This is a genomic window from Sphingobium algorifonticola, assembly GCF_004005485.1.
Lineage (GTDB): Bacteria > Pseudomonadota > Alphaproteobacteria > Sphingomonadales > Sphingomonadaceae > Sphingobium > Sphingobium algorifonticola.
On record NZ_RZUL01000009.1, the window covers coordinates 19,134 to 33,464 of the forward strand.

The window sequence follows — 14,331 nt, forward strand, 5'->3', positions numbered from 1 at the left end:
GACGCCCTCATGGCATCCCGTTTTTTCGACCATGGCAAGCTCGAGCGCAATGTCTCGCTGCTGGGCATCGCCGCTCTGATCGTCGTGGCCATCGGCGGCATCGTGGAGATCGCGCCCCTCTTCTGGATCGACAACACGATCGAGAAGGTGGAGGGGATGCGCCCCTACACGCCGCTGGAGCTGGCGGGCCGCAACATCTACATCCGCGAAGGCTGCTACAACTGCCATAGCCAGATGATCCGCCCCTTCCGGGACGAGACCGAGCGCTACGGCCATTACAGCCTCGCCGCCGAGAGCATGTTCGACCATCCGTTCCAATGGGGGTCGAAGCGCACCGGTCCGGACCTTGCCCGAGTAGGCGGTCGCTATTCGGACGAATGGCATGTCCAGCACCTGAAGGACCCGCGCGCGGTGGTGCCGGAATCGATCATGCCGACCTATCCCTTCCTCGCGGAGCGTGATCTGAAGCCGGGCGACATGGCCGCGCATCTGACGGCGCTGTCCGACGTCGGCGTGCCCTACAGCAAGGATGACGTCGACAAGGCCAATGCCGACCTTGCCGCCCAGGCCGACCCGACAGCTGACGCCGCCGACCTGCTGAAGCGCTATCCCAAGGCGCAGGTGCGCGATTTTGACGGCGACCCGAACAGGCTCACCGAGATGGATGCACTGGTCGCCTATCTCCAGATGCTGGGTACGCTGGTCGACGTGAACGCCGCCGAGCCGCAGGAGGTGGAGCGATGAGCAGCTATGACACGCTGCGGCATTTCGCCGACAGCTGGGGGCTGGTGTTCATGGGGGCGAGCTACCTCGTCCTGGTGGGCTGGCATTTCCTGCCGCGCGGCCGCGCGCACAGCCGCGCCGCATCCACGATGATCTTCAAGGACCGTGAAGAGACGGAGGCCGATCATGGCTGACGAGAAGCATATCGACCCCGCGACTGGCACGGAGCTCAAGGGGCATGAATGGGACGGCATCCGGGAACTGGACACGCCGCTGCCCCGCTGGTGGCTGTGGACCTTCTACGCCACCATCCTCTTCGCGATCGCCTATACCATCGCCTATCCCGCCTGGCCGATGATCCACAGCGCCACCCAGGGCATGCTCGGCTGGTCCAGCCGGGGCGCGCTGGACAAGGAACTGACCACGCGCGAGGCACAGGTCGCGCCGATCCGCAAGGCGATCGCCGAAACGCTGATCGAGGCGCTGCCGGGCCAGCCGCAGCTCATGCAGGCAGCGGTCGAGGGCGGGCGGGCGGCGTTCCGGGTGCATTGCGTGCAGTGCCATGGGTCGGGCGCGGCGGGATCGAAGGGTTATCCCAACCTCAATGACGACGACTGGCTGTGGGGCGGGAACCTGGCGACGATCGAGAAGACGATCTTCGATGGCGTGCGCAATCCCGATCATGCGGCGACCCGCATGTCGCAGATGCCCGCATTCGGCCGGGATCAGTTGCTGACCGAGCCGCAAGTGGACGATGTGGTCGCCTATGTGCGCACCATCAGCCGGCAGGATCGTCCCGGCGCGGCGGCGCAGCGCGGCGCAAGGCTCTTCGCTGACAATTGCGCCGTCTGCCACGGCCCCACTGGGCACGGCAGTCGCGAACTCGGCGCGCCCAATCTCACCGACGGCATCTGGCTCTATGGCGGCGACCCCGACACAATCCGGGAGACCGTGTGGAACAGCCGTCAGGGCGTGATGCCTCGTTGGGGCGACAAGCTCGACAGCGCGACCGTACGGATGCTCGCTGCTTATGTTCACAGCCTTGGGGGCGGCGAGGCGGCACCGGTCGTTGCGACTGCCGAAGAGGTGCGCGATGGCGGCAAATAAGCTCGCTCGGGGGTAGGCAGCATGCTGATGCCTGCGGGCTCCTCCGACCTCTACGAAAAGCGCAAGGGCGTCTATCCCAAGGCGGTGGACGGCTTCTATCGCCGCTTGAAATGGGCGGTGATGGTGGCGACGCTCGCCATCTACTGGGTGACGCCGTGGCTACGCTGGGATCGCGGGCCCTATGCGCCCGATCAGGCGGTGCTGATCGACCTCGCCCATCGGCGCTTCTACATGTTCGCGATCGAGATCTGGCCGCAGGAATTCTATTATGTCGCCGGCCTGCTGATCATGGCGGGGGTGGGGCTGTTCCTGGTCACCTCGGCAGTCGGGCGGGCCTGGTGCGGCTATGCCTGCCCGCAGACGGTGTGGACCGACCTCTACCAGCATGTCGAACGCTTTATCGACGGCGACCGCAACGCGCAGATCCGGCTGGCGAAGGCGCCCTGGACCCCGGCGAAGCTGGCGAGGCGCCTGCTCAAATGGACCGCATGGCTGGCCATCGCCTTCCTGACGGGCGGCGCCTGGGTCTTCTACTTTGCCGACGCGCGGACGCTCCAGCAGCAATTCTGGACCGGCGCCGCCGCGCCCGTCGCCTATGCGACGGTCGGCGTGCTGACCGCCACCACCTTAGTCCTGGGCGGTTTCATGCGCGAGCAGGTGTGCATCTACATGTGTCCCTGGCCACGCATCCAGACCGCGATGCTGGACGAGAAGTCGCTGGTCGTCACCTACAAGGACTGGCGCGGGGAGAAGCGCGGCAGCCTGAAGAAGGCGGAGGCGCATCCGGGCGATTATGGCGACTGCATCGACTGCAACCAGTGCGTTGCGGTGTGCCCGACCGGCATCGACATCCGTGAAGGGCCGCAGATCGGCTGCATCACCTGCGCGCTGTGCATCGACGCCTGCGACAAGGTGATGGCACAGGTCGGCCGCCCGCGCGGCCTGATCGATTATTGCACCGAGGACGATGCGGAAGCGGAGAAAAAGGGCGCAGCGCCTCAACCGGTGTTGAGGACGCTGCTGCGTCCCCGCACCATCGCCTATTTCACGCTGTGGTGCGGGATCGGCCTTGCTATGCTGTTCGCGCTCGGCGCCCGCACCCGTATAGAGATCAGCGCGCAGCAGGACCGCAATCCCATTGCCGTGCGCCTGTCCGACGGCATGGTCCGCAACGCCTATACGGTGAAGCTGCGCAACATGGAGGCGCGGCCACGCCCGATGGCGGTGACGGTCGAGGGACTGCCCGGGGCGCGCCTCTGGACCGACGGCATGACCCGTGAGGAGGCCCAAGCCGACGTCGGCACAACCGTGCCCGCCGACAGCGTCGCCAGGCTGCGCCTGTTCGTCGCCCTCCCAGGCGCCGGGCCGCAGCGCCAGGACTTCCGTTTCACCGTTCGCGCTACTGACCGCGAGGGCGGCGGCGACAGCGAGCCCGCCCGTTTCGAAAGGTCCCGATAATGTCCAACAGCCTTCCCGCGCGCCGCTTCACCGGCTGGCACATGACTGCGATCCTGGTCGCTTTCTTCGCGGTGGTGATCGCCGTCAACGTTCTGATGGCGACCGTCGCCGTCCGGTCCTTTGGCGGCACGGTGGTGGAGAACAGCTATGTCGCGAGCCAGCGCTTCAATGGCTGGTTGGCCGCTGCCCGCGCGCAGGATGGGTTGCGCTGGAAGGACGGGGTGGCGACGGATGGTGCGCGCCACGTCGTGCTGACGCTGGGCAGCGGGGCCGGCGCGCCGGTCCGGGGCGGGACTGTGAAGGCGCTCGCGCAGCATCCGCTCGGCCGGGTCGCCGATATTCCGCTCGCTTTTCGTGAGGCCGCGCCCGGCCGCTATGTCAGCGAAGCTGCGCTACCACCCGGTCGCTGGCGCGTTCGCCTCGACGTCTGGCATGGTGGCAGCGAGCAGCATCTGCTGCGGGAGATCGACTGATGGCGACACGGGCGCTGCTCCCTGAACCCGCACCGCTGGCCGAAACACGCGAAAGCCTCCTAGCCGTCCCTGGCATCCACTGCGCGGGCTGCATCTCGAAAATCGAGAACGGCCTGCCGAAGGTTAACGGTATCGAATCGGCCCGCGTCAACATGGGGGCCAGGCGCGTCGCAATCCGGCATGATGCGGCTTTGAGCCCGCCAGACCTGAAGGCGGCGCTCGCCCGGCTCGGTTTCGAGGCCGAGGCGCTGGCCGACCCTGGCCTTGACGTTGCGGCGGCGGAGAATCGGGCCTTGCTCCGAGCCCTCGCCGTTGCCGGCTTCGCCGCGATGAACATCATGCTGCTGTCGGTATCCATCTGGTCCGGTGCGGAAGGCGCCACGCGGCAGATGTTCCACTGGCTTTCCGCCCTGATCGCGCTGCCGACCGTCGCCTATGCCGGCGAGCCCTTCTTCCGTTCCGCCTGGGCGGCGTTGCGGCAAGGGCGCACCAACATGGACGTTCCGATCAGCATTGGCGTGCTGCTGACCACGAGCATGAGCCTGTTTGAGACCATAAGCGGCGGCGCGCATGCCTGGTTTGACGGGGCGGTGATGCTGCTCTTCTTCCTGCTCGCGGGACGCTGCCTCGACAGTATGATGCGCGGCCGGGCACGGGCCGGGGTCGCGGCGCTGCTGAAGCAGACGGCGCCGGGCGCGCTGGTGCTGGACGAGGCGGGACAGAGCCGGTGGTCGGAGGCCGACGTGCTTCGTCCGGGAATGCGGATGCTGGTCGCGGCGGGGGAGCGGCTGGCGGCGGACGGGCGCGTTCTAATGGGAGACAGCAGCCTCGACATCTCGTTTCTGACTGGAGAAAGCACGCCCGTTCGCGTCCAGGCGGGCGATGTCGTGCAGGCCGGGGCGCTCAACGTCGCCGGCCCGTTGACGGTCGAGGTGACGGCGGCGGGCGCCGACACGGTGATTGCAGACATCGCAAGGCTGATGGAGGAGGCGGGACAAAGCAAATCGCACTATGTCCGCCTCGCCGATCGGGCGGCGCGCTGGTACGCGCCCTGCGTCCATCTGCTCGCCGCCCTGTCTTTCATCGGCTGGACGGTCGGTGGTGCGGGCGTGCATCAGTCGCTGCTGATCGCGGTCGCGGTGCTGCTCATCACCTGTCCCTGTGCGCTCGGCCTCGCTGTGCCCGTCGCGCAAGTTGTCGCGTGCGGTGCGCTGATGCGGCAGGGCGTGCTGGTCAAGGACGGCTCCGCGCTGGAGCGGCTGGCCGAGACGACGGAAGCCGTGTTCGACAAGACGGGGACGCTGACCCTTGGCCGCCCCGTTCCGCGTCATCTCGACAGGCTCGACGGGGAAGATCATTCCATCCTGCTCGCGCTGGCGCAGGCCAGCCGCCACCCGCTGAGCGTCGCGCTGCGGCAGGCGCTGGAGGCCGAAGGCGTCCGACCCGCCACGCTGGATCCCATCCGTGAGGTGCCGGGCGAGGGGTTGTTCGCCAACCATCGCGGCGTGCCGGTCTCGTTGGCTCGGCCGCGCAGTCTGATCACCCTGTTTGAGTTGGCGAGCGAATATCGCCACGGCGCGGATGTTCACCTGCTCCCGTTCACCGACGCTCTGCGACCCGATGCGGCCGAGACGCTGGCCGCGTTGCGCGCTGCCGGCCTTCAGACACTCATCGCCAGTGGGGACCAGCCCGAGGCACTGGAGGAGATCGCACGCGCGACCGGTACAACCGCGATTGGCCGACTTCGACCTGCGGACAAGTTAGCGCTGCTCGACCGTATAAAGGCGCAGGGGCAGAAGGTGCTGATGGTCGGTGACGGGCTGAATGACGGACCTGCGCTTGCCGCAGGGCATGCCAGTATAGCGCCGGCATCGGCTAGCGACGCCAGCCAGCTCGCAGCCGATATCGTCTTCCTAGGCGACAGGCTGGCGCCGGTCGCGATCGCGCTGCGGGCCGCGCGGCGCACGATACGCGTAGTGAAGCAGAATTTCGCGCTCGCCATCTGCTACAATATATTGGCGGTGCCGCTCGCGATCGCGGGCAAGGTGACGCCGCTGGTGGCGGCGGTAGCCATGTCTTTGTCCTCGCTAATCGTCATCCTCAACGCCCTTCGTCTCAAAGACAGCGCGAAATGACAGGTCTAACCCTCCTCATCCCGCTCGCCCTGCTGTGCGGACTTATGGCACTTGCGGCCTTCTTCATGGCGCTGCGCACCGGTCAGTATGACGATCTCGACGGAGCGGCGATGCGAATGCTGGTTGAGGGCGAGGAGGACTGATCCTGACCGACACTCTGGGTCGAAGTTGTAGCGAGGACGACCGCTCACGCCTAAAATCGAACATTTGGAGGCGCCAGTGGCTAGTAGGGCAGCTGCGCGCACCAATTTTAGCCAACAGGGTGTCAACAACTCTATCCCGGGCTGAAATCGGCGAAGTCAAGGAAGACGGAGACATGGCCATCCGACAGCGACAAGCTATGCGCCAGGCAGAAACCGCGCACCGCCATTGCGTCGGGCGACGCATTCAATGCAAACTGCAGAAGCAGTCGATTTGCGGCATATATGATCACGCGGGGGTACGAGCCACCTCGGCGCCGCCATGAAAGGATATACCGCGGGGCAAGCGGAGGCCCTGTGCTGGCAGACCTCCTTCTTTCTGGCGCGAACGAGATCTCCAGGCCAAACTCAGCCGCGGCTGGTGAGCTTTAGATATTTTTCACCGTAAGCTGCCAAAATCAAGCGATCATGATGTCCCCCGCGCTTCGCAAAATGCCAATCTCTACTAGGGCGGCGCTTACCCTTTCCCTTGTGATCGGATCGCTGTTTATAGCATTTGGCGCTGCAGTGTATTTTGACATCAGGCGCCAAGCTCTGAGCGAGTCGCTAACCCGGCTCGACAGCCAGAACAGGCAAGTGGCTGCGCTTCAGGAAGGGCGTTTCACTCGTCTCCGGGCAGCGCACGACCACGCGAAGCAGTTGTTGCTGGCAGAACTTGCGGCCGGGGCCGATCCCGACGATGTAGGCAACCTGGACACTCTGTTTCCGCGCCACAATCGGGGGGGGCGGCGCAGTTCGGACTTGCTATTCGACGGTGGCCAAACACCGTTCGGCTATGTGCGTGGTGTAGGCGCCTATATCAGGACGGAACCGGATCCCCAATAGCGCGCACTCATTCTCCGTGCCACACGCGTAGCTCACGCAGTCGGAGAAGGCATTCGCCCTGACCTGAAAAGCCTGTACTTCTTCACGCCGGGAAATACGCTTATCATGTTCGCCCCAGACCGTGAGGACAGGCGTGGCTTCTACCGGAAAAGGCCCCCGAAGACCTCGACTTCCAGCAGGAGACCTTCGCGAGAATAAGCACACCTGCGCTAAATCCATCTCGAGCCACGCGATGCACGCCTCTTGTTCACATATTATACGACACTTCCGGTCGAACCTGGACTACAGGTTGCATGACTCCTGTCGACTGGAAAGGACGTCACATTGGGACGTGGGGCACGAGTCTTCTGCTTGATGATCTATTATCGGCGGATGAATTGAAAGGGCTGCCGGCGACTGACACTGTCCTTGTATCGGCGGAAGGGATGTTGATCTGGCATCCACAATATACTCACCAAAGCATAGCGGGATCGGAGCAGTTGCTGGATCTTACGCGGACGCGTGATCCAAAGCTCAAGGCATTGTGGCGGTTTATTCGAGGCAACGCCGGCAAGCCCTTTTTGGGCCATGTGCAGCAATTAGGCGCGCATGTTTCAATGCGTATGGTCAACACTCCTCGATGGTATGTGCTGACCATCCAAAATGACGAGGTGATACAATCGGGCGCGATGCGAGCCGTTGCACGCGTCGCGATAGCCGCTGTGCTTTGTCTTGCGCTGCAGGGTGTCGCTGTCGGCCTACTGCTCCGACGCTATGTGGGCAAACCACTTGCGCGCCTGACCCACCGAACGCGGATATTGACGCAGCGCTTTCAAACCGAGGGCGCTCCTCCGTCTCGCGCGAAAGTTGGGCGTGATGAGGTGGAACAACTGGCGCATGACTTCGACGATATGGCCGATAGGCTTACGCGCGTACATCGCGACCTGGAGCAGCAGGTCGCACAGAGAACCAAAGAACTGCATCGTGCCAATGTTGAACTCAGCCGGCTAGCTGACTACGACCCCCTCACCGGAGTCTTGAGTCGCCGACGGATCGTTCAGGATGTTGAGCAGCTATTGATGTTGCGGAACCCGTCTCGACTGTACATGCTCGTAATCGATGTTGATCACTTCAAATCTGTGAACGACACCTATGGCCATCTCGCTGGAGATCGCATCCTGACCGAAGTAGCGCGCGATGCACGGTCGCTGTTGAGAGATAATGACCTGTTTGGCCGAATTGGCGGCGAAGAGTTCATGGCTCTGATCGAGGCCAGCGGTTCGGACGAAGCTGCGGTAGTGGCAGAACGGCTTCGTTCCGGCATTGCCAGGACGAAGCGGGTATTCCGCGAAGGAGCAGCGGGACAGGTAAGCGTCAGCATCGGTGTTGCTAATGCTAGCAACAGGTCGTCGTTTGCCGAATTATATGCGGTAGCGGATGCGGCGCTCTACAAGGCGAAGCAGCAGGGACGCGACCAGTGTGTCATGGATGCTGCGTCAAACGCCGAGCAGATGGACTGCTCTGAACGCCTAATTGACTGGCATTCTCGTGATTGGCAGTTAAGTCAGCAGGCTAGCTAAAATCGCGCTCGTCGCCTTTGACCCGCTTTGGTCAATTTTCCAGTGGTGAGGGGTAGCCCTCCGGTGAAGGTCGCGGTTTCGCTAGGCTCGCCTTCTACAATGTGGTGCAGACGGACGTCGCGGCATTCCTTGCGGGGAGATCGGCTATCGGCAACGCGTAAGCTGCGGTCGAGACACGCGGAAGCGCCCGACGCGGCCAACGCAGGAGACCGAGCGCGACAAGAACCCGTCGCAACCTGCGCGCGCCAATGGTGAAGGCTTATCGGCTATCTCGAACTTCAGGTCGATCACGACGGCTTCTAGCTGAGTCGGTCATTCAGGGCATCTGGCTTGAAGGACCGGAATGTCCCAAACTCGATTAAGTTGGCTCCCCATCCGAAGGGGGAGCCAACTAGCTTTTCAAATTTCAGTGTTCTCGGCGAGGGCAAGGGCGTCCTCAACGTCGATGCCGAGGTAACGCACCGTATTCTCGATCTTGCTATGGCCGAGCAATATCTGGACTGCGCGCAGGTTCCCTGTCGCTCGGTAAATGATCGAGGCCTTGGTTCGGCGCAGTGAATGGGTGCCGTACTCATTTCGCATCAACCCCACTCCCGTCACCCATTCATCAACCAGCCTTGCATACTGGCGGGTGCTAAGATGGCCGTTACGATCAACACGGCTTGGAAACACGTAATCGTCTACCGTGCCGCCACGACGTTCAAGCCATGCGAGCAAGCTGGTGCGGGTATCTGGCAGCAGCTCGAATTGAACCGGTCGTCCGGTCTTCTGCTGCATCACGATTGCGCGGGTGCGAATCTGTCCACCGCTGACAATATCGCCAATCTTGATCTGCACGAGGTCGCAGCCACGCAGCTTACTGTCGATAGCAAGGTCGAAGAGAGCTCGATCTCGCAAGCGGCAGCGCTGGTTGAGGTAGAAGCGGATCTCCCAGATCTGCTTCGGCTTCAGCGCCCGCTTGGCACCGACAGTGCGCCCCGCGTTCCAGACCTGACGCTTGTGGGATGCGAGTGTGTTCTCAGGCATGTCCATGTTCGTTCTCCGATGGCCAGAATTGGCCTTCTGAAGAACGATTGCCGGCCTAATGTGGAAATGCCTCTTGGCTCGTGCCGATCAGCTTGCGCCGCTAGCCCGTGGGTCTGCAATCGGCAGCTTTCGCCAGAACCACCCCTCCGATCAACGCAGGACGGTCTGTCGACAACTCGCACGAAATTCCAACATTCGGGTGCAACGACCGTCAGCAAAAAGTCGCCGTTCTAGCGTCTTGAAAACTGCTGCTAGAGGAACTGACGCGCTGTTCGGACAGCTGGGAGTGCAAGTCGTCCACGGCGTTTCGCCGCTGCAAGACTGATTGATCAACTATGAGCACTGTGCAGAGAGAATTACCTGCTAATTCATGCATCCACAGGCGCGAGGAGGTGTGAAAAATCGCCCTTGCGCGCCAGCACGTCGGCCAGTGAGTAGCCGTCGAGTACCTTGAGGAATGCCAGCAGCGCCTCGTCGAGCACGCTAGTGAGGCCGCAGGCCGGGGCAATCACACAGGCCCCGCAGCCAACCAGATCGAAATCGTCCTCGGTCTGGCGAACCAGTGCGCCGACGTTGATCTCGTGCGGCGGGCGGGCGAGGCGGATCCCGCCGTTGCGACCGCGCACGCTTTCCAGATAGCCCGCGTTCACCAGATCGTTGACCACCTTCATCAGGTGGTTCTGCGAAATGGCAAAGGCGCGCGCAATGACTGCAATCGAGGCCAGCTCGCCCGGCTGCCGCCCGAGGTATAGCAGCACCCGCATGGCATAATCGGTGTAGCGCGTCAGGCGCATCGCAGCTCCGCAAAAATAATCATGTATTCTCATTGCATGTTTTTCAGCGTCAGTATAGATGCATCCTAGATACATGATTTGGAGTCGCAGCCATGCCAGCACTCGACATAACCGAACCCGGCCTCACCCGGCTGGTCGACGCGTTCTATGCCCGCGTCCGTTGCGATGAAGAACTCGGCCCGATCTTCAACGATGCCATCCACGACTGGCCCGAACATCTCGAGAAGCTGAGAGCCTTCTGGTCCTCCGTCATGCTCACCAGCGGACGCTACAAGGGCCAGCCGGTGCCTGCGCATGTGAAGCATCGCGATCGCATCACCCCCGCCCTGTTCGAGCGCTGGCTCGCACTCTGGGCCGAGACCACCGATGAACTGATGGCCCCCGAAGCCGCTGCTGCCTTGCAGGCCAAGGCCGCGCGGATCGCCGAGAGCCTGAAGCTCGCGATGTTTTTCCGGCTGGAAGCCCAGCCAGTGCCCGCCTCTTCCCACCGACCCGGCAGCCCCACAGCAGCCGCGACGGACCATGCCTGAAAAGGAGCATATTGCCATGACCGACATTCCGCTGGTCGATCTGACCGTTCACCACACCCCGCGCGACCTGCGTGATCGGATCGCGCTCGGCTTCACCAAGGTCTTGCGCTTGTGCGCCGATACCTTCTTCGCCAAGCGCTACGGCCATCGCGCCATCGTGCTCGAAACCGTCGCCGCCGTGCCCGGCATGGTCGGCGCCACACTCACTCACCTCAGGTGCCTGCGCCGGATGCAGGGTGACAACGGCTGGATCCGCACCCTGATGGAAGAGGCGGAGAACGAGCGGATGCACCTGATGACCTTCATCGAGGTCGCCCAGCCGTCGCTGTTCGAGCGGCTGGTGATTCTGCTGGTGCAGTGGGCGTTCTATCTCGCCTTCTTCGGCCTCTATCTGGTGAGCGCACGGACCGCGCACCGCGTGGTCGGCTATTTCGAGGAGGAGGCCGTGATCAGCTACACTCTCTACCTCAAGGAGATCGACGAGGGTCGCAGCCCGGATGTCGCCGCCCCGATGATCGCCCGTCGCTACTGGAAGCTGCCCGATACGGCCACCTTGCGCGACGTGGTGCTGGTGGTCCGCGCCGACGAAGCGCATCATCGCGACGTCAACCACGGCTTTGCCGATGAACTGGCGGGCAAGCCTGCACCGCTGAGTGTTGCTCCTTATCCCGAGCACGCGGACGATATCCGGCTGGCAGCCTGACCATGTCAAAACCGCGCCCCTATCGCTCCACCCCCGTGTTCGATCAGGATAGCCTGCCCGCTGCCCTGCGCGCCCGCCACGATACCAAGGCGGGCGTGTGGGGCGTGATCCGGGTGATCGAGGGAGAGCTCCGGCTCACCTATCTCGATCCAACCAGCGAGGTGATCCTTACCCCTGATCGGCCCGGATTGATCGAGCCGCAACAACCGCATTTCGTCACGCCACTGGGCACGATGAAAATGCAGGTCGATTTCTGGGACCGGCCTCCACCCGGTTTCTGACCACGACCTGCCCCCTTCCCGAACCACCTTTCCATCTCAGGAGAATTCCATGTCGCAGCCGCTCAGCGAGCAGACGATCGCGCTCGTCAAGGCCACGGTCCCCGCACTCGAAGCCCATGGCCTCGCCATCGTGCACGAAATGTATGCCCGCCTGTTCCAGAACCCCGAGATCGCCGCCTTGTTCAACCAGTCGCACCACGGTGATGCGGGATCGCAACCGCGCGCCTTGACCGGGGCCATCCTTGCCTATGCGAGCAACATCGAGAACCTCGCGGCACTCGCGCCGGCGGTGGAGCGCATCGCGCAAAAGCATGTCGGTTTGCAGATTTTGCCCGAGCATTACCCCTATGTCGCCGATGCCTTGCTCGGCGCGATCAAGGCGGTGCTGGACGATGCTGCGACCGATGAGATTCTCGCTGCTTGGGGCGAAGCCTACTGGTTCCTCGCCAATATCCTGATCGCGCGTGAAGATCGGCTCTATTCGGAACAGCAATCGGCCGACGGAGGCTGGAGCGGCTGGCGCGAGTTCAAGGTGGTCGAAGTCGTGCCGGAAAGCGCGGTCATCACCTCGTTTATCTTGTGCCCCGCCGATGGGCTCCCTGTAATGGCATACAAGCCCGGCCAGTATCTGACCTTCTGGTTCGACATCCCCGGTCATCCGTCAGTGAAGCGCAACTATTCGATTTCCGCGGCGCCCAATGGCGAGACCTATCGCATCTCGGTCAAGCGCGAACCACAGGGGCTGGCCTCGGGTTGGCTTCACGATACTGCGGGCGTCGGCAGCAGACTCAAGGTCGCAGCTCCGGCGGGCGAGTTCTTCCTTGATGATACGAGCGAACGACCGGTGGTGTTGCTGTCGGGCGGAGTGGGTCTGACGCCAATGGTCGCGATGCTGGAGGCGCTCGTGGCGAAGGGAGGCACCGCGCCGATCCACTATGTCCACGGCACACATGATCGTACCACCCACGCAATGCGCGATCACGTCCAGGCACTGGCGGCGAGCGCCGGTTTGGTAAGTGTCACCGACTTTCATCAGCACCCGCTGGGCGACGAAGTGGCGGGGCGCGACTACGACATCGCCGGGATCATCACCGACGAATGGCTGGTGGCCAACACGCCCATTGCCGAAGCGGACTACTACATCTGCGGGCCCCGCGCCTTTCTGCGTCACGCGGTTGCCACACTCTCGCAGGCTGGTGTAGCGGCTAGTCGCATCCACTATGAATTCTTCGGACCGGCAGACGAATTGCTGGCCGCCTGAGAGGCCCCTATCCGTTGCATCGATTGAAAAGCCCCGCCTTCTGGCGTCAACCCGGCATGCATCCGGCCCGTTCGGCGATCGGTGCGGGAATCGCTCTCGCGCTGACCGGGCTTGTCACAGCCTGGCTGCTTCCCGATCCCTCGGCGCTGCCATTTCTGGTGGCGCCGATGGGGGCATCGGCGGTGCTGGTCTTCGCCCTGCCAGCCGCCCCGCTTGCCCAGCCGCGCGCGGTACTGCTCGGCAATTTCGTTTCGGCGCTTTTTGGCGTATCCGCCGTGCAGCTGTTCCCCGATCCGCTCGTGGCGGGATCGCTTGGCGCTGGTGCGGCCATTCTGGCCATGCAGCTGCTGCGCTGCACTCACCCGCCGGGCGGGGCCGTGGCCTTGTTCGCCGCTTTCGGCGGCGATGCCGTGCGAGAGGCAGGCTTTGCCTTTGCGCTTCTTCCGGTCGGGCTCAACTCGCTGCTGCTGGTGGGGCTTGGCATAGCTTTCAACAATTTGGCCGGCAGCCGCTACCCCCATCGGGCCGAAACTGCCTCAACTGCGAGTCCCCGCACAAGCGACCAACCTGCCGCCGAGCGAACCGGCTTCAGCGACAGCGACGTCGAAGCTGTGCTCGACCGGTTGGAAGACCGGCCCGATATCGAGGCCGAGGATCTTGCCAGCCTGCTGCGCGCAGTCGAAGCTGAAGCCTTCGCCCGGCGCAAGCCGCTGCCGCTGTGCTTCGACATCATGTCGCGCGACGTGATCACCTGCCGCGCCACCGACGAGATCGCGCCGACCCTCGCGCTGATGGACGAACGGTGCGTCTCGGCTCTGCCCGTGCTGGACGAGAAGGATCATGTGATCGGATTGGTCCCGCGCCATGTGCTCGCGCCAGCGTCACAGGGAACGGTGCGGGAGGTCATGCTGAAGGGCGCGTGCCTGGTGGCGGTGGACAGGCCGGCTGCTACGCTGGTGCCGCTGCTGTCCGATGGTGTGCACCATCATGCCGTGGTGGTCTGGAGCAACGGCACGCTAGCGGGGCTCATTACGCAGACTGACCTGCTCGCTGGCATGCGGCATTTGTCGGAGGATGAATGAGGAGGGGGTCTCCCGCGACTGAAATGCGAGCCATATCTGAGTAATCTGTGTGGGGTCGCTAAGATCTGCAGGACAACAACAAAATACTTTACCAGCAGCAAGCGACCAATCCCAGCTGCTAGGATCAACTGTCATGAAGGTCTGCTTCCGGCAGAAGCGGCAGCGCCTCGCATC

At 63.3% G+C, this 14,331-nt stretch carries 15 protein-coding genes; 13 read left to right on the forward strand and 2 right to left on the reverse strand.

Features of this window, described 5'->3' with window-relative positions:
• Positions 1-9: 9 nt before the first annotated feature.
• The 8 genes from ccoO to ENE74_RS16085 all read left to right on the forward strand — a co-directional run bounded on the left by ccoO (position 10) and on the right by ENE74_RS16085 (position 8,480).
• A complete protein-coding gene (gene ccoO / locus ENE74_RS16050) occupies positions 10-744 on the forward strand; it encodes a cytochrome-c oxidase, cbb3-type subunit II (RefSeq protein WP_021227584.1) in 735 nt (244 codons plus the stop codon).
• Positions 741-917, forward strand: a complete 177-nt coding sequence (locus ENE74_RS16055) for a cbb3-type cytochrome c oxidase subunit 3 (RefSeq protein WP_021227583.1) — start codon at positions 741-743, stop codon at positions 915-917. The genes ccoO and ENE74_RS16055 overlap by 4 nt, the downstream gene beginning before the upstream one ends.
• Positions 910-1,830, forward strand: coding sequence for a cytochrome-c oxidase, cbb3-type subunit III (gene ccoP / locus ENE74_RS16060; RefSeq protein WP_021227582.1), 921 nt, complete (start codon positions 910-912; stop codon positions 1,828-1,830). The genes ENE74_RS16055 and ccoP overlap by 8 nt, the downstream gene beginning before the upstream one ends.
• Positions 1,831-1,851: 21 nt before the next feature.
• Positions 1,852-3,288 carry a cytochrome c oxidase accessory protein CcoG gene (gene ccoG / locus ENE74_RS16065; protein WP_021227581.1) on the forward strand — a complete coding sequence of 479 codons (1,437 nt, stop codon included), beginning with the start codon at positions 1,852-1,854 and terminating at the stop codon, positions 3,286-3,288.
• A complete protein-coding gene (locus tag ENE74_RS16070; protein ID WP_021227580.1) occupies positions 3,288-3,761 on the forward strand; it encodes a FixH family protein in 474 nt (157 codons plus the stop codon). The genes ccoG and ENE74_RS16070 overlap by 1 nt, the downstream gene beginning before the upstream one ends.
• Positions 3,761-5,896, forward strand: coding sequence for a heavy metal translocating P-type ATPase (locus ENE74_RS16075; protein WP_021227579.1), 2,136 nt, complete (start codon positions 3,761-3,763; stop codon positions 5,894-5,896). The genes ENE74_RS16070 and ENE74_RS16075 overlap by 1 nt, the downstream gene beginning before the upstream one ends.
• The gene (gene ccoS, locus ENE74_RS16080) at positions 5,893-6,039 is read left to right on the forward strand and encodes a cbb3-type cytochrome oxidase assembly protein CcoS (protein WP_021227578.1); all 147 of its coding nucleotides are present in this window, start codon (positions 5,893-5,895) and stop codon (positions 6,037-6,039) included. The genes ENE74_RS16075 and ccoS overlap by 4 nt, the downstream gene beginning before the upstream one ends.
• A 1,175-nt stretch (positions 6,040-7,214) precedes the next feature.
• Complete coding sequence (locus ENE74_RS16085; protein ID WP_021227575.1) at positions 7,215-8,480, forward strand: GGDEF domain-containing protein; 1,266 nt, start codon at positions 7,215-7,217, stop codon at positions 8,478-8,480.
• A 399-nt stretch (positions 8,481-8,879) separates the two neighbouring features.
• On the opposite strand, the gene ENE74_RS16090 is transcribed toward ENE74_RS16085, so the two are convergent.
• Both ENE74_RS16090 and ENE74_RS16095 read right to left on the reverse strand, forming a co-directional pair.
• The gene (locus tag ENE74_RS16090) at positions 8,880-9,512 is read right to left on the reverse strand and encodes a tyrosine-type recombinase/integrase (RefSeq protein ID WP_021227574.1); all 633 of its coding nucleotides are present in this window, start codon (positions 9,510-9,512) and stop codon (positions 8,880-8,882) included.
• 362 nt (positions 9,513-9,874) lie between these two features.
• Positions 9,875-10,300, reverse strand: coding sequence for an RrF2 family transcriptional regulator (locus tag ENE74_RS16095; RefSeq protein ID WP_009824050.1), 426 nt, complete (start codon positions 10,298-10,300; stop codon positions 9,875-9,877).
• Between the two features lie 92 nt (positions 10,301-10,392).
• On the opposite strand from ENE74_RS16095, the gene ENE74_RS16100 reads away from it, so the two are divergent.
• The 5 genes from ENE74_RS16100 to ENE74_RS16120 are packed head-to-tail and all read left to right on the forward strand — an operon-like array spanning position 10,393 to position 14,157.
• Positions 10,393-10,830 (forward strand): group III truncated hemoglobin, encoded by a 438-nt coding sequence (locus ENE74_RS16100; RefSeq protein WP_009824051.1) that lies wholly within the window; start codon positions 10,393-10,395, stop codon positions 10,828-10,830.
• Positions 10,831-10,846: 16 nt separating this feature from the next.
• On the forward strand, positions 10,847-11,533 hold the full coding sequence (locus tag ENE74_RS16105) for an alternative oxidase (RefSeq protein ID WP_021227573.1): 687 nt from the start codon (positions 10,847-10,849) through the stop codon (positions 11,531-11,533).
• Between the two features lie 2 nt (positions 11,534-11,535).
• Complete coding sequence (locus tag ENE74_RS16110; RefSeq protein WP_009824053.1) at positions 11,536-11,814, forward strand: TehB family protein; 279 nt, start codon at positions 11,536-11,538, stop codon at positions 11,812-11,814.
• A gap of 49 nt (positions 11,815-11,863) precedes the next feature.
• Positions 11,864-13,075, forward strand: coding sequence for an NO-inducible flavohemoprotein (gene hmpA, locus ENE74_RS16115; protein ID WP_009824054.1), 1,212 nt, complete (start codon positions 11,864-11,866; stop codon positions 13,073-13,075).
• Between the two features lie 56 nt (positions 13,076-13,131).
• Positions 13,132-14,157 (forward strand): HPP family protein, encoded by a 1,026-nt coding sequence (locus tag ENE74_RS16120; RefSeq protein ID WP_009824055.1) that lies wholly within the window; start codon positions 13,132-13,134, stop codon positions 14,155-14,157.
• Positions 14,158-14,331 lie beyond the last annotated feature (174 nt).

Coding starts and splice junctions, on each gene's coding strand:
- ccoO (WP_021227584.1), top strand. CDS start 10: ATGGCATCCCGTTTTTTCGACCATGGCAAGCTCGAGCGCAATGTCTCG.
- ENE74_RS16055 (WP_021227583.1), top strand. CDS start 741: ATGAGCAGCTATGACACGCTGCGGCATTTCGCCGACAGCTGGGGGCTG.
- ccoP (WP_021227582.1), top strand. CDS start 910: ATGGCTGACGAGAAGCATATCGACCCCGCGACTGGCACGGAGCTCAAG.
- ccoG (WP_021227581.1), top strand. CDS start 1,852: ATGCTGATGCCTGCGGGCTCCTCCGACCTCTACGAAAAGCGCAAGGGC.
- ENE74_RS16070 (WP_021227580.1), top strand. CDS start 3,288: ATGTCCAACAGCCTTCCCGCGCGCCGCTTCACCGGCTGGCACATGACT.
- ENE74_RS16075 (WP_021227579.1), top strand. CDS start 3,761: ATGGCGACACGGGCGCTGCTCCCTGAACCCGCACCGCTGGCCGAAACA.
- ccoS (WP_021227578.1), top strand. CDS start 5,893: ATGACAGGTCTAACCCTCCTCATCCCGCTCGCCCTGCTGTGCGGACTT.
- ENE74_RS16085 (WP_021227575.1), top strand. CDS start 7,215: ATGACTCCTGTCGACTGGAAAGGACGTCACATTGGGACGTGGGGCACG.
- ENE74_RS16090 (WP_021227574.1), bottom strand. CDS start 9,512: ATGGACATGCCTGAGAACACACTCGCATCCCACAAGCGTCAGGTCTGG.
- ENE74_RS16095 (WP_009824050.1), bottom strand. CDS start 10,300: ATGCGCCTGACGCGCTACACCGATTATGCCATGCGGGTGCTGCTATAC.
- ENE74_RS16100 (WP_009824051.1), top strand. CDS start 10,393: ATGCCAGCACTCGACATAACCGAACCCGGCCTCACCCGGCTGGTCGAC.
- ENE74_RS16105 (WP_021227573.1), top strand. CDS start 10,847: ATGACCGACATTCCGCTGGTCGATCTGACCGTTCACCACACCCCGCGC.
- ENE74_RS16110 (WP_009824053.1), top strand. CDS start 11,536: ATGTCAAAACCGCGCCCCTATCGCTCCACCCCCGTGTTCGATCAGGAT.
- hmpA (WP_009824054.1), top strand. CDS start 11,864: ATGTCGCAGCCGCTCAGCGAGCAGACGATCGCGCTCGTCAAGGCCACG.
- ENE74_RS16120 (WP_009824055.1), top strand. CDS start 13,132: ATGCATCCGGCCCGTTCGGCGATCGGTGCGGGAATCGCTCTCGCGCTG.